The sequence below is a fragment of the Candidatus Pelagibacter sp. HTCC7211 genome, from assembly GCF_000155895.1.
Taxonomy (GTDB): Bacteria; Pseudomonadota; Alphaproteobacteria; order Pelagibacterales; family Pelagibacteraceae; genus Pelagibacter.
This window is the reverse complement of sequence record NZ_DS995298.1, coordinates 1,443,291-1,456,888: the sequence shown is the minus strand read 5'-3', so window position 1 is coordinate 1,456,888 and position 13,598 is coordinate 1,443,291. Positions and strand designations below refer to the sequence as shown.

General features: G+C 23.3%; 15 protein-coding genes. 11 read left to right on the top strand and 4 right to left on the bottom strand.

All coding sequences use genetic code 11. The features are described 5' to 3' along the window. The 8 genes from PB7211_RS08075 to pseI all read left to right on the top strand — a co-directional run. A partial coding sequence (locus PB7211_RS08075) for a hypothetical protein (protein ID WP_008544660.1) occupies nucleotides 1-196 on the top strand: 196 nt, incomplete at its 5' end. A 7-nt stretch (nucleotides 197-203) separates the two neighbouring features. Next, nucleotides 204-713, top strand: a complete 510-nt coding sequence (locus PB7211_RS07780; protein ID WP_008544100.1) for an adenylyl-sulfate kinase — start codon at nucleotides 204-206, stop codon at nucleotides 711-713. Further along, complete coding sequence (locus PB7211_RS07775; protein WP_034399188.1) at nucleotides 706-1,893, top strand: hypothetical protein; 1,188 nt, start codon at nucleotides 706-708, stop codon at nucleotides 1,891-1,893. Before PB7211_RS07780 ends, PB7211_RS07775 begins: the two co-directional genes overlap by 8 nt. Next, nucleotides 1,886-4,222, top strand: coding sequence for a PEP/pyruvate-binding domain-containing protein (locus tag PB7211_RS07770; RefSeq protein ID WP_008544960.1), 2,337 nt, complete (start codon nucleotides 1,886-1,888; stop codon nucleotides 4,220-4,222). Before PB7211_RS07775 ends, PB7211_RS07770 begins: the two co-directional genes overlap by 8 nt. A gap of 3 nt (nucleotides 4,223-4,225) precedes the next feature. Then, nucleotides 4,226-4,831: a gamma-glutamyl-gamma-aminobutyrate hydrolase family protein gene (locus PB7211_RS07765; RefSeq protein ID WP_008545993.1), complete on the top strand. Its 606-nt coding sequence runs from the start codon at nucleotides 4,226-4,228 to the stop codon at nucleotides 4,829-4,831. After that, nucleotides 4,828-5,496 (top strand): PIG-L deacetylase family protein, encoded by a 669-nt coding sequence (locus PB7211_RS07760; protein ID WP_008545664.1) that lies wholly within the window; start codon nucleotides 4,828-4,830, stop codon nucleotides 5,494-5,496. The genes PB7211_RS07765 and PB7211_RS07760 overlap by 4 nt, the downstream gene beginning before the upstream one ends. A gap of 10 nt (nucleotides 5,497-5,506) precedes the next feature. Continuing rightward, the gene (locus PB7211_RS07755; RefSeq protein ID WP_008545929.1) at nucleotides 5,507-6,175 is read left to right on the top strand and encodes a formyltransferase family protein; all 669 of its coding nucleotides are present in this window, start codon (nucleotides 5,507-5,509) and stop codon (nucleotides 6,173-6,175) included. Then, nucleotides 6,175-7,215 (top strand): pseudaminic acid synthase, encoded by a 1,041-nt coding sequence (gene pseI, locus PB7211_RS07750; protein WP_008544564.1) that lies wholly within the window; start codon nucleotides 6,175-6,177, stop codon nucleotides 7,213-7,215. The genes PB7211_RS07755 and pseI overlap by 1 nt, the downstream gene beginning before the upstream one ends. 1 nt (nucleotide 7,216) lies before the next feature. On the opposite strand, the gene PB7211_RS07925 is transcribed toward pseI, so the two are convergent. Genes PB7211_RS07925 through PB7211_RS07730 form a run of 4 tightly spaced genes read right to left on the bottom strand, consistent with a single transcriptional unit; the run spans nucleotide 7,217 to nucleotide 10,353 of the window. Beyond that, a complete protein-coding gene (locus PB7211_RS07925; protein WP_008545687.1) occupies nucleotides 7,217-7,840 on the bottom strand; it encodes a GNAT family N-acetyltransferase in 624 nt (207 codons plus the stop codon). A 3-nt stretch (nucleotides 7,841-7,843) separates the two neighbouring features. Beyond that, complete coding sequence (locus PB7211_RS07740) at nucleotides 7,844-8,608, bottom strand: imidazole glycerol phosphate synthase cyclase subunit (protein WP_008544968.1); 765 nt, start codon at nucleotides 8,606-8,608, stop codon at nucleotides 7,844-7,846. Continuing rightward, the gene (hisH, locus tag PB7211_RS07735) at nucleotides 8,601-9,221 is read right to left on the bottom strand and encodes an imidazole glycerol phosphate synthase subunit HisH (protein ID WP_008545209.1); all 621 of its coding nucleotides are present in this window, start codon (nucleotides 9,219-9,221) and stop codon (nucleotides 8,601-8,603) included. Before hisH ends, PB7211_RS07740 begins: the two co-directional genes overlap by 8 nt. Further along, entirely contained in the window at nucleotides 9,211-10,353 is a 1,143-nt protein-coding gene (locus PB7211_RS07730; RefSeq protein ID WP_083780124.1) for an N-acetyl sugar amidotransferase, read from the bottom strand. The genes hisH and PB7211_RS07730 overlap by 11 nt, the downstream gene beginning before the upstream one ends. Before the next feature lie 37 nt (nucleotides 10,354-10,390). Between PB7211_RS07730 and PB7211_RS07725 the strand changes: the two genes are divergently transcribed. Genes PB7211_RS07725 through PB7211_RS07715 form a run of 3 tightly spaced genes read left to right on the top strand, consistent with a single transcriptional unit; the run spans nucleotide 10,391 to nucleotide 13,585 of the window. Then, nucleotides 10,391-11,152 carry an NTP transferase domain-containing protein gene (locus PB7211_RS07725; RefSeq protein WP_008545368.1) on the top strand — a complete coding sequence of 254 codons (762 nt, stop codon included), beginning with the start codon at nucleotides 10,391-10,393 and terminating at the stop codon, nucleotides 11,150-11,152. Continuing rightward, nucleotides 11,142-12,938, top strand: a complete 1,797-nt coding sequence (locus tag PB7211_RS07720) for a hypothetical protein (RefSeq protein ID WP_034399187.1) — start codon at nucleotides 11,142-11,144, stop codon at nucleotides 12,936-12,938. Before PB7211_RS07725 ends, PB7211_RS07720 begins: the two co-directional genes overlap by 11 nt. Further along, complete coding sequence (locus PB7211_RS07715; RefSeq protein ID WP_008545689.1) at nucleotides 12,935-13,585, top strand: TylF/MycF/NovP-related O-methyltransferase; 651 nt, start codon at nucleotides 12,935-12,937, stop codon at nucleotides 13,583-13,585. Before PB7211_RS07720 ends, PB7211_RS07715 begins: the two co-directional genes overlap by 4 nt. The last annotated feature ends 13 nt before the right edge of the window (nucleotides 13,586-13,598 follow it).

The following is a 13,598-nucleotide window of genomic DNA, read 5'->3' as shown; positions in this document are numbered from 1 at the left end:
TCATATTAATAAATTATGTAAATTTTTAGATTTAAATAAAACGATTTTTACAAAAAAAATTATGAAAAAAGAAAATTTACCTCGAATTATAGATAGGTTTGAAAGGGTAGATAAATTAAAAAAAATTAAAAGTAAAGTTAGTCAAAATAAATTTGAGAAACTATTAAAATTAGAAAAATTTTATAACAACAATTAGTTTTATTATGGTAATTTGGATTTTAGGTTTATCTGGTGCTGGAAAAAGTTTTTTGAGCACAAAACTTAAAAAAGAACTTAACAATGATTATGGAGAATTTATAATTTTAGATGGAGATGTGATAAGAAAAGTCTTTGATAATGATTTAGGCTTTTCAATTAAAGACAGAAATATTAATGCATCAAGAATTTCAAAGTTAGCACATTTCTTAAGTCAAAATAAGGTAAATGTAATTGTTTCAGTGCTATCTTTATTTCCTGATTGGCTTGAATGGAATAGAAAAAACATAAAAGAATATTATGAAATTTATATAGATGTACCAATATCTATTTTAAAAGAGAGAAACAACAAGAATGTATATTTTAAAGATGGCATAGAGAACAAAAGTGTTGTTGGAGTTGATATTGAGTTTATACGGCCAAAAAATTCAGACTTAAAAATTGTAAACAGTTTTGATGAAAATTCTTTAAATAATAATCTAAAACTGATTAAAGAATTAATAAAAAAAAATGATTAATATATTATATTGCGTTTTTTTTATTCTATTTTTAGAAATATTTTTAATTTTTATAGTTCATCATAATAAAAAAAACTTTCAGTGGCTAATAACTGAAAATGAAGAATATCCAGATTTTAAAAAAGAGAATGTAAATAATTTTTTTAAATCAAGTTATAATAAAAGTTTTGGCTGGCTAAAAAGACCTAATATTACTGATTATCACGATAAACTAAAAAAAAAGACAAAATTTTCAATTGATACATCGGGAGCTAGAAAATCTAAATTTACTCATTTAAAAAAAAAAATAGAAGCTTATGGGGACTCCTTCGTTTTTGGTCGTTATGTTAAAGATGATCAAGTGTGGACAGAAATTTTATCAAAAAAAATGAATTCTCATATTATAAATTATGGAGTTGGAAACTTTGGATTTGACCAAGCTCTTCTAAGATATGAAAAAAATAAACATAGAAATTCAATTTTTACTATTATTGGGGTGGTTCCAGAAACTATTAACAGAATACATTCAACTTGGAAAAATTACTTAGAATTTGGTAATATTTATGGTTTTAAACCTAGTTTTTTTCTAAATGGTGAAAAATTAAAATTAAGGAAAAATCCAATATCAAAAAAAAAAGATTTTCATAAAAATAAGATTATTAAAATAATAGAGACTGTATCAAAGAATGATATTTTTTATAAAAAAAAGTTTAAAAAATTTCAGTTTCGTAAGCCATACCTTTTATCTTTTTTTAGAAATTTTAATTTTAATTGTAAATTATTTATAAATTTTTTTTTATTTTTGTTTAGTAAACATAAAGATAAGAAAAAATATCTTTTTCCCCTTTATTATTCAAATAATATTGAGAGCGCAAACAGACTTTATACAGATAAAAAAAGTATAAAGTTATTTAGTTTGTTAATTAAAAGATTTAAAAATATTTCAAGAAAAAAGAATTCAGTTCCTATAATTATAATATTTCCTCAAAGAAGAGATATTGAGCTTTATAGAAAAAAAAAAAATTATTATTGCAGTTTTTTCAATTCAATTAAAGATATAAAGATAATAGATTTGACAAATTTTTTATCTAAAAAAAATATAAAAAAAATTTATCTCGATGAAGAACATGGAGGTCATTTGACAGCTTATGGAAATAGAGTGGTAACAAAAAAAATACAAGAAGAATTAAATTATGCTTGAAACAAAAGGCAATACACTAAAAACACTAGAAAATAAAATTGAATTATTTTTAACACCTAAGTCTGTAATTTTTAATATCTCTGAATGGATTGATCACAAACAAAATATAATAAATACTATTAAAACAAAATTTAAAAAAAAAATAATATTTAGATCATCAACTACTTTTGAAGACACAAATAAACAGTCAGCTGCTGGGGCTTTTGACTCTGTATTAAATATTAATGCAAAAAATGATCAGGAAATAACAAAATCTATAAATAAAGTTATCAAAAGTTATAAAAAAAAAATTAAAAAAATTTCTGAACAACAAATTTTAGTACAAGAAATGATTCAAAACATTAAAATGAGTGGTGTAATTTTTACAGGAAATAACCTTGGCTATGAGAATTATTATACAATAAATTATGATGATGTAACTGGTAGAACAGATACAGTAACCTCGGGAAATACAGCTTACTCAAATAAGACACTTTATATATATAAAGATAAAAAAAATTTTTTAAGATCACCTAGATTTAAAGAATTGATAAGCGCAACTAAAGAAGTTGAAAATTGTTTTAATACTCCTCTGGACATAGAATTTTGTATGACAAAAAAAAATCAATTATATTTGTTTCAGGTTAGACCAATAGTTTTAAAAAAAAATTTATCAAAAAGATTTACAAAAAAAGATATTAATAAAAAATTAGAACTTGAATATTATAAAATTAAGAAATTTTTTAAAAAAAAAAATGTGCCTGTGTTAAATGGCAAAACAACTATGTTCAGCCAAATGTCAGATTGGAATCCTGCTGAAATGATTGGACAATTTCCTTCCAAATTAAGTTATAGCCTTTATTCTAAATTAATTACAGATAGATGCTGGTTAATTGCAAGAAAAAAAATGGGCTATAAGTTTTTTAAAGATAGTTCTTTAATGAAAAGTTTTGCTGGTAGGCCTTATATTGATATTCGTAAAAGTTTAAATTCTTTATTGCCAAAAGATTTGAATAAAAATATTTCTCAAGAACTAATTGATAAAAGTATATTAAAATTAAAAGTTCATCCTTCGTCACATGATAAAATTGAATTTGATCTTTTTCCAACATGTTTTTCATTTCAAATAAAAAAAAAGTTAAAAAATTTGGGGTATAAAAAAAATCATCATGATATAGAGAATAAATTACTTAAAATATTTCTAATCAATTTAAAAAATAAAAATCATGGTAGTATAAAATATAATCTAAAAAAAATTGAAATTTTAAATAAAAAACAAAAAGAAAAAAATTATGATAAAAAATTTAATGTTTTATCGATTAAAGGAATTATTAAAGATCTTAAAAAATATGGAATTATACCTTTTTCAATTTTAGCAAGACATGGTTTTGTTGCCAAAGATATATTAATTTCTTTGAAAGAAATTAAAATCTTAAGCGAGATAGATGTTGAAAATTTTTTAAGGTCTTTCTCAACAGTGACTACAGACTTTTTAAATGATCAAGTTTTGTTAAAGAATAAACAACTATCATATAAAGGTTTTTTAAATAAATATGGTCATTTACGAGCTGGAACTTACGATATTAAATCTAATAATTACTCTAAAATGAGTAAAAAAATTTTAATTAATGATGATGTCACTCATATCATAAAACATGCAAAATTTAATTTATCAAATAATAAAAAAAAAAAAATTCAGAAATTGCTAAATAAAAAAATGATCAATTTGAATGTAGCTCAGTTATTTGAATATATCGAGGCCTCTATCAAATCCAGAGAATATGCAAAATTTATTTTTACGAAGAGTATTAATATAATTTTAGAAAAAATAACCAATTTTGCAAAATATCAAAAAGTTAAAACTAAAGAAATCGAAAACCTTACAATAGATCAATTGATGAATTTATCTAATTCTCCAAAAACAATTATTAAAGATAAGATAGAAAAGAACACAAAAGAGTCAGAATTAAATAAAATAATTAAATTACCTGAAATCATTGTGGAAGATAAAAATGCTTATGTGGGTGCATCTGTTGTAAGTATACCTAATTTTGTTACTGAAAAAAATATAACTGGAAAAATATTATTTTTAGACAATAAAATAGAAAATAATTTAGATAATAAAATAATACTATTGGAAAATGCTGATCCAGGTTTTGATTTTATTTTTAGTTTTAAAATCAATGGTTTAATAACTAAATATGGAGGAGCAAATTCACACATGACCATTAGATGTAATGAATTAAATATCCCAGCAGCTATAGGATGTGGGGAAGCTATTTTTGAAAAGATTAAAAGATCAAAAAAGATTAATCTTAATTGTAAAAATTTATTAATTAAAGAACTCTAAAATATGAAAAATAATTTTCTCTTGGTATCAATGCGTGAAGATTATTTTTACAATAAAAAAGAGTTAAGAATTTGTATAGATACTAAACTAATTGATTGGGTTTTATCCTTGGGCTTTAAACCACTTTTAATTTCAGATTTAAAAACTTTAAATTTTTTTTTACGCCAAAGATCACTTAGAATTAATGGAATAATAATAAGCGGCGGTAATGATATTAATAAAAATTCATTGAGATATAAAGTTGAAAAACGACTTACAAATATTTCTAAAAAGAAAAAAATACCTCTTCTTGGGATATGCCATGGTTTACAGTTTATTAATTATGTTGAGGGAGGATCTTTAAAAAAAATAAATAATCATGTAAGAGTATATCATAAAATAAAAAGTAATTTTGATTACCCGTTAAAAGTTAATAGTTTTCACGAATATGGCATAAAAAAATTAGGAAGAAATTTTGAAATAATAGCTTACTCTGAAGATAATCAAATTGAAGCAATAAAGCATAAAAAATATAATTGGCTTGGATGGATGTGGCATCCAGAAAGAGAAAAAAAATTTGACAAAAAACTGATACAAATTGCAAGAAAAATGTTTAATCTAAACCAATGAGTAAAAAAAAAGTTTTAGTTATTGTTGCACATCAAGATGATGAGACGATCGGTTGTGGTGGTACAATTTATCAACATTATCTTAAAGGTGATCAAGTATTTTGTTTATCTTTCACGGATGGTGTTTCAGCTAGAGGATTTATGAATAAAAAAAATTTGAAAATAAGACAAAATTCCTCAATTAAAGCTTCAAAAATTCTTAACTTTAAGTGGGTAGAAAATAATCAAATATTTGAAGATAATAAATTAGATAAGTATCCTCTGCTTGATTTAATTAAAGTTATTGAAAAAGCCAAATCCAAAATTAAACCAGACATTGTATACACTCACTATTTTAAAGATTTAAATGTTGATCATAATGCAGTTTCTATGGCAACAATTACTGCCTTTAGACCACTAAAAAATGAAAAATGTAAAGAAATTCTATTTTTTGAAGTGCCCTCATCAACAGATTATTCTCCACACCAGTTTTCACCTAACTATTTCATTGAAATATCTAAATATTGGGAGATAAAAAAAAGAGCATTACTAGCATATGGCAGTGAAATAAAAGATCAAAAAACAAGTAGAGATTTAAATTCATTGAAAACATTTTATAAATTTAGAGGAAATTCAGTAGGTCTAAAAATGTGTGAGTCATTTTTTATTTTTAAAAAATTGTCTTAAGATATATTTAATGAGTCAAATTATTATAATTTCTAAAAAAAAATGGGATAATTCTAATTATAATCTCTTAAAGAATAATAAAGAGTTTATTTTATTAGATAATATTAATTTGAAAAAGATTAATCAAGTTAATCCTAGAATAATTTTTTTTATATTTTGGTCTAAAATTATACCAAAAAAAGTTTTTTCAAATTTTTTATGTATCCAATTTCATTCATCAGATTTACCAAAATTTAAAGGGGGCTCTCCAATTCAAAATCAAATTTTAAAAAAAATATACAAAACAAAAATTTCAGCATTTAAAATAAATAATAAAATTGATAGTGGAGATATCTGTATGAAATCAAATATTTCATTAACTGGAAAAGCAGAAAATATTTATAAAAATATTGAAAAAAAATCTCTTGGAATGATTCTAAAACTCTCTAAAAAAAAAAAAATTTCATTCAAAAAACAAACTGGTAAATCCTCATTTTATTATAGAAGAAATTCATATCAAAGTAACTTATCTTATGTTATCAATAAAAAGTTAGTTGATATTTTTGATTTTATTAGAATGTTAGATGCAAGTAATTATCCTAAAGCTTTCTATAAGCTTGGGAATAAAAAAATTGAATTAACTGATGTGTCATTAAACAATCAATTTGTTAAAGGTAAGTTTATAATAAAGAAAAAGTAATGAAAATTTTTGACAGAGAAATCACAATAAGGAAGCAGCCATTTATAATTGCTGAAATTTCAGCAAACCATAATAATAGTATGACCAGAACTTTAAAAATAATAAGAGAAGCAAAAAAAGTGGGAGCACATGCAATAAAATTACAATCTTATAATGCAGACTCAATGACCTTAAACTGTGATAATAAATTTTTTTTAATCAAAGATAAAAAAAGCTTATGGTACAAAAAAAATTTATACGATCTTTACAAAAAAGCTGCATTGCCCTACAGCTGGTATAAAGAGATTTTTGCAGAGGCAAAAAGATGTGGCATTATTTGCTTTAGCACCCCTTTTGATGAAAATTCTGTAGATTATTTAGATAGTTTTGATGTACCAGCATATAAAATTGCTTCATTTGAAAACAATCACATTCCTTTAATAGAAAAGGTAATAAAGAAAAAAAAACCAATAATAATATCGTTAGGTGCAACAACAGAAAAAGAAATAAAATATCTCTATAATTTCCTAGTTAAAAAAAAATTTTATAATTTTGCGTTTCTGCAATGTACGAGTTCATATCCTGCAAAGATTGAAGATAGTAATATAAAGACCATATTAGATTTAAAAAAAAAATATAAAGTCGAAATTGGTCTAAGTGATCACACACCAGGAATTGGTGCAGCTGTTGCATCGATTTCTTACGGAGCAACAATAATTGAAAAACATTTTACTTTAGATAAAAAAGGTGGAGGTTTTGATGATATCTTTTCTATGGATCCTGATGAGTTTAGATTGTTAGTAAATGAAACTAAAAATGCTTGGTTGAGTCTTGGTAAAATCTCTTATGAATTATCAAAAGATGAACAACGACATAAAATGTTCAAAAGATCAATCTTTGTAGCAAAAAATATAAAAAAAAATGAAAAATTTACTAAAAATAATCTCAAAATAGTTCGACCTTCTTTTGGCTTAGACCCAATTTATTTTAAGCGTGTTATAGGAAAAAAAAGCAAACAAAATTTAAAATTTGGAACACCGTTAGAAAAAAAACACTTATAACTTAAAAAAGTTTTTTTGATAAAAAATTAATAGTCTTATCGTCACTATAAATTTTTTTAAAAATTTTTGATGCTTCTACAGGAGAATTGGTAAATGCTACTCTTAAAATATTCATCCAATTGATATTATTTCCTTTTCTAATATTTTCTATTTTACTAATCGCACTTAAGTATTTTTCATAATCTTTATGATGAATTTTGTAATATGTAAAAATGTTCTTATCTTTTTTTAATAAACTAAATTTATTTTTTTCAAAAAATTTAATTGAACCTGTATTTTTTTTTTTTATTTTAGCGAATAAGATTGAGTTAACTTTAATTTTTTCTTCAAATAATTCAAAACATTTGGTTGCAATATTTTTTTTTCTGAATTTTTTATCTATTGCAATAGAAATAAATATTATATCATTTAATTTATCTCCTCTAATATAACCAATTTTTTTTTTATTATAAAAACAAGTGTAATAAAATTTTTTTTTAAAATTTCTGTCAAACCATATTTTATGATCATCAAATTTAATATTTTTTGAATTAAAAAAAAACTTTCTATTGGTAGTATTATTTCTTAATTGATAAAAAAATTTAGAATCTTCTTTGACTGTTTTTTTTATTTTAATATTTAACATAGTTTATTCTATAATAAAATTTTCTCGTATGGGTACTTTTTTTTTTAAAAGATATTTTTTTGCTTTTGCTGGAGTGTGTTCTGTAAAGTGATAAATACTTGCTGCTGCAAAAGCGTCAGCTCCATTTTTATAAGCCTCATAAAAATGTTCATAACTTCCAGCTCCACCAGATGCAACAATAGGAATATTTGCCAATGATGATGTTTGTTGAATTAACTCATTATCATAACCTTTCATTAGTCCGTCATTATTGATACAATTTATTACTATTTCACCTGCACCCCTATTAACACATTCAACTAATAAATCGTTTAATTTTCTATCTGATTTAATTTTTCCCAAATCGTAATAACATTCATAATTCTGATTATTTTTTCTCACGTCAATTGAAACCGTAATTGCCTGGGAGCCAAACCTTTTAGAAGCTTCGTCAATGATATTTGGGTTTTTATAAATAATACTATTTATGGCAACTTTATCAGCACCATATTCAAAAAGATCATTCATCTGAGATATTTTTTCAATACCTCCTCCTATTGTGATAGGAACACTCACACAATCAGTAATACTTAAAATAAAATCTTTATCGATTATTTTATTATTTCGAGATATGTCAAAAAATAAAATTTCATCAACATCTCTTGAATTGTAAATTTTCACAGTCGTGAGAGGTGATCCAGCAGATCTTTTTTCATTTTCAAATTTATTACCTTTTACGAGGGTAGAACCATTCCAAAGCATTGTAGTAATTATTCTAGCTTTAAGCATTTAAAAAGTTTTTAAGAATTTGCATTCCAGCTTTTGAACTTTTTTCTGGATGAAACTGTGTTCCAAATACATTTTGTTTATTAATAATCGATGGAAATTCAATGCCATATGATGTTGTAGCGATTAATTCGTTAGAATTAACAATTCTTAAAGAATAACTATTTACAAAGTAAAAATTAGCCTCATTATTTAAGTTTTCTGTAATTAAATTTTGATTTATGATTTTAATATTATTCCAGCCAATATGAGGAAGCTTTAAATCACAGCCATGCTTATTCATTCTTAAAACTTCTCCTTTTATAATATTTAATCCATTTGATTTTCCATATTCATATCCACATGTGCTCAAGATTTGCATTCCTACACATATTCCAAATAAGCTTTTATTTTGATTGGATGAAAAATTTTTAATAGCTTTATCCCAACCAATATATTTTATTTTTTTTATTGCATCCTTATATGATCCAACTCCTGGTAAAAAAACTTTATCAAATTGATCAATAGTATCTGGATCTGTAATTATTTCAGCTTCAACTTCTATTCTTTTTAAACTATTGTAAAGGGATCTTATATTTCCTATTCCATAATTAATTATGGCCACCTTAATTGTCATATTTCAATTTTACCAATGAACCATATTCATCTTTAATTAATTTTCCACCTTGATCAGTTTTAAAAATTTTTTTATTAGTAAAATTATCACAAATTTTAATAAATTCTTTTTCAGTCATATCTATCTTAGACAAAATTTGATCTAAAGATTTTCCCATGTATGACTTAGGATATTTACCCTCTAATTTTTTTACTAAGTTTATAGCATTTTCCCTAGTAATTTTGTTCCTTCTAATCATATAACACAATTGATCAGTTGCTCTAGCAAATCCAAATTTAAGGAATTTAAAGTAGTCATGAATACCATGTTGATGGTTGTCAATTTTTTCAAAATTAAAATAACAACCTTCTAATTCTGGTTCATATGCTAAAAAGCCATTATCTTTTGAAACTTCATAATTTCTCAAAGAGTCCCATCTTTCATAATAGCCAAGAAATATTCCTAAAATTGATTTTTTTTTCAAAATATTTTGAGCAGGATAATCATAAATTTCTAATTCATTTTTTTTAAATCCATGGTTTTCAATTAGGTCTGAGACTCTAAATCCTATAAGTCCACCAAATTCTTCCATCCATTTCTGATCTAGAATACTATTATTTAGTGAACCATCAGGTCCACCGTACTCTAATTGAGGATTTTCTCCCCATAAAATTAAAGGTATATCATAAGCTAGAGCAAACTTTACTGGGGCTGTGAAGATCGAAACATGCTCTGGCCAAGATATATCACCAAGTAATTCTAAACCTATTTTGTTTATTTTAGATCTTACTTTAGCGTTATTGGAGATTTCTATAACATCAAAACCAATTTTCTTAATATTTTCTAAATTTTTTCTTCCAATTTCTGATAAATCACATGTGGAAGCTGTCACAAATATTGGATTTAATCCTAATTCTTTTGCTTTTATAATTTGATAAGTACTATCTTTTCCACCACTGCCAGGAACAACACAATTCCATTTATCTTTATTTAATTTTTTTTCACTTATAATTCTCAATAAATCTTTTTTTCTTTTATCCCAATCTATCTTTTTTTGATAATCATAACTTAGGCAACCATTACAAACACCTTCATTATTAAGATATTGGTCAGGTCGGGTATTTGGCATTATACAACGCTTACAGTAATTCATAGAAATTTATGATATAATAATATACTAAATTCTTATAATGAATTTAAAATCTCATTCAAACAAAATTATTCCAATCATTCTTGCTGCTGGGCGAGGTTCTAGAATGGGAGTATTGACAAAAAATAAACCTAAATCTTTTGTAAATATTGGTAAAAAAAAACTTATTGATAAGGTTTTAGAAAATTTTGAAAAGCTTGGATTTAAAAAAATAATTATTATTACAGGGTATAAAAGTGATCAATTTAAACAATTTAGAAAAATTAAAAAAATTAAAAATAAAAAATGGAAAACAACAAATATTTTTGGCAGCTTGATATGTGCTGATAGAATATTATCTAAATATCAATGCATTATTTCTTATGCGGATATATTCTATGAAAAAGAAGCAATTGAAATATTAAATAAAAGTAAAAAAAAAAAAGGAATAGTTATATTAAGTTATAAGCATTGGAAAAAATATTGGAAAAAAAGATTTACTAACCCTTTGTCGGATTTAGAGACATTTGTATCAAATAATAAAAATGAACTTATAGAAATTGGAAATAGAACGAATTCTTATAAAAAAATTAAAGGTCAGTATATGGGAGTTTTTAAAATAGATCCATTTTCTTGGAATAAGATAAAACAAAAACTTTTTAAAGAAACAAAAAATTTATCAAAGATAGATATAACTGCATTATTTCAATTAATTATAAAAAAAAAAATTTGTAATATTTATGTTGAGAACTACCAAAAAAATTGGTTTGAGATAGATAATATAAAAGATTACAAAGTACTTAAAAATTCTATTGAAAAATAAGCTTATCATAAATCCATCTGATCAATTTATCAATAAAAATGATGATTTTGAAAATATATTTGTTGATCGCTTTATTTATGATCAATGTAAACTAAAAAAATCAACTGATAAATATTTTTCAAGTAGATTAGATTATAGTTATCGAATTGAAAATTTTAATTTATCAAATAAATTATTTTATGAAATATTAGAATGTATTAAACTTGAATTAAATTCAATTTTCGAAAAAAACTTAAATCAAAAGTTTTTTGAAATTGTTATTGGAGCCTGGCTAAGAAAATTTATTCAACAATTTATACTTAAATATAAAAATATAATCGAAAGTAAAAAAAAATTTAATATTAATTATACAACTATTTATGACACTACAAATTTTAATTTTTTCACAACAGAGACACATACAATACAACACGCCACTATAAACAACTTATGGAACACATGTATTTATTCTTATATTTTAAAAAATTGTTTTTTAGATATTGAATTAAATATAATTAAATTATCAGAAAAAAAATTTGATGATACAGAATTATTAAGCAATAGAAAATCCTCTGATAATAAAAAGAATTTTAAACAAAATATAATTAATCTTTGGTTTTATTTAACAAATTTAATACCCAATAATTCAAATATTTTTTTATATAATATGGGATTTGAATTTTTTAATGAAAAAAAAATTGATTTATCTTTCGGGCAATTACCAAGAGTATATCCTTTAAATTTTAATTTTAATTACTCTAATTTTGATTGTAAATTAAGAAAAAATTTGAATTTTGAAAAATTTGTAAAATTAGATAATCAAAATTATGACAAGCATTTTGTCAAAATTTTTAACTTAATAATAAGAATTTTAAATAAGTCTTTGCCCATAACAATTGTGGAGGATTTTAAAAATTTAATAGAATATTCAGAAAAATTAAATTTTCCAAAAAATCCTAAAGCAATTTGTACTAGTTATGCATTTGAAAGTATTGAGCCATTTAAATATTATGTTGCTTTGAGAAAATTTTATAATCCCAAAATAAAATATTTTGTTTATCAACATGGTGGATCATATATCACTAGGTTGGATAACAGTTATAATAATGAATGTAACACTTGTGATTATTTTATAACTTGGGGTGACAAAACTGATACCACAAAAAAAAATAATTTAAAATTTGTAAATTTTAAGTTGTTGAATAAAAAATACTTTAAAAATAAAAAAGTAGATAAATTTCTTATCTTAATGAGATCTAGTGGATATAATGCAGTTCCATATGATAGATATAGCGAAGGACTTAATCAATTAGATTTAACTGTAAAACTTTGTAAAAAATTTTCATCAGATCTGGTTAAAAAAACTGTAATAAGAGCTCATTACGCTTCAAAAAATAGAATTGAAGATCAGTTAAAAGATTTAGATCGATTTAAAATCGATTACTCCGAACAGAATTATTTCGATGCAATAAACAGTGCAAAATTAATATTATTTAACCATGATTCAACTGGTATATTAGAGATGTTTGCTTTAAATAAACCAACTTTATGTCTCTGGGAAAAGGGTTATCAACATCAAAATAAATTTGTTGTTCAAGATTATGAATTGTTAAAAAACTCTAAAATATTTTTTGATGACCAGGAAAAATTATATCAACATTTATTAGACATATGGAATGATCCTTTAAAATGGTGGAATAATGATAATGTTCAAAATAACTTGAAAAAGTTTGTTAATCTTTATACTCAATTGCCTGATAAAAATTTTAACTTAAAATTTAAAAGAATAATTGAAAATAGACTATGAATACATGGCAATACGAAAATTTATTTTACTTAACTTCAGATAAAAAAAGAATACTGAAATTACTAGATCATTATGAAATTTATAAAAAAATTTTGAATATTAAAGGAGATATAATTGAATGTGGTGTTTTCAAAGGTGCAAGCTTGATAAGGTTTTTAACTTTTAGAGATTTAATTGAAAAAAAAAATAAAAGGAAAGTAATAGGTTTTGATGCATTCGGAAAATTTCCTCATCCCAAGAAAGAGTATAGAAATAATAAAGCAGACAAAGTTTTTGCTAAGAGACATGATAATAATATTGGTCTTGGTATAAGTGTAAAACTTTTAAAAAAATATTTGAAAAAAAAAGATTTAACAAACTATGATCTTGTTAAAGGAGATGTTTTAAAAACTTTACCTAATTATTTAACTAAAAATAAAAAACTAAAAATATCATTATTACATTTAGATTTAGATGTATATGAACCTACAAGGTTTGTATTAAATACTTTGTATAAATATGTTTCAAAAAACGGAATAGTTCTTATTGATGATTACACACATATAAAAGGTGCAACCTTAGCCATAGATGAGTTCATAAAAAAAAATAAGCTTAAAGTTTACAAAGTATCAAAAAATGGTAGACCATATTATTTTCAGAAAAAATAAACTTAATACTATA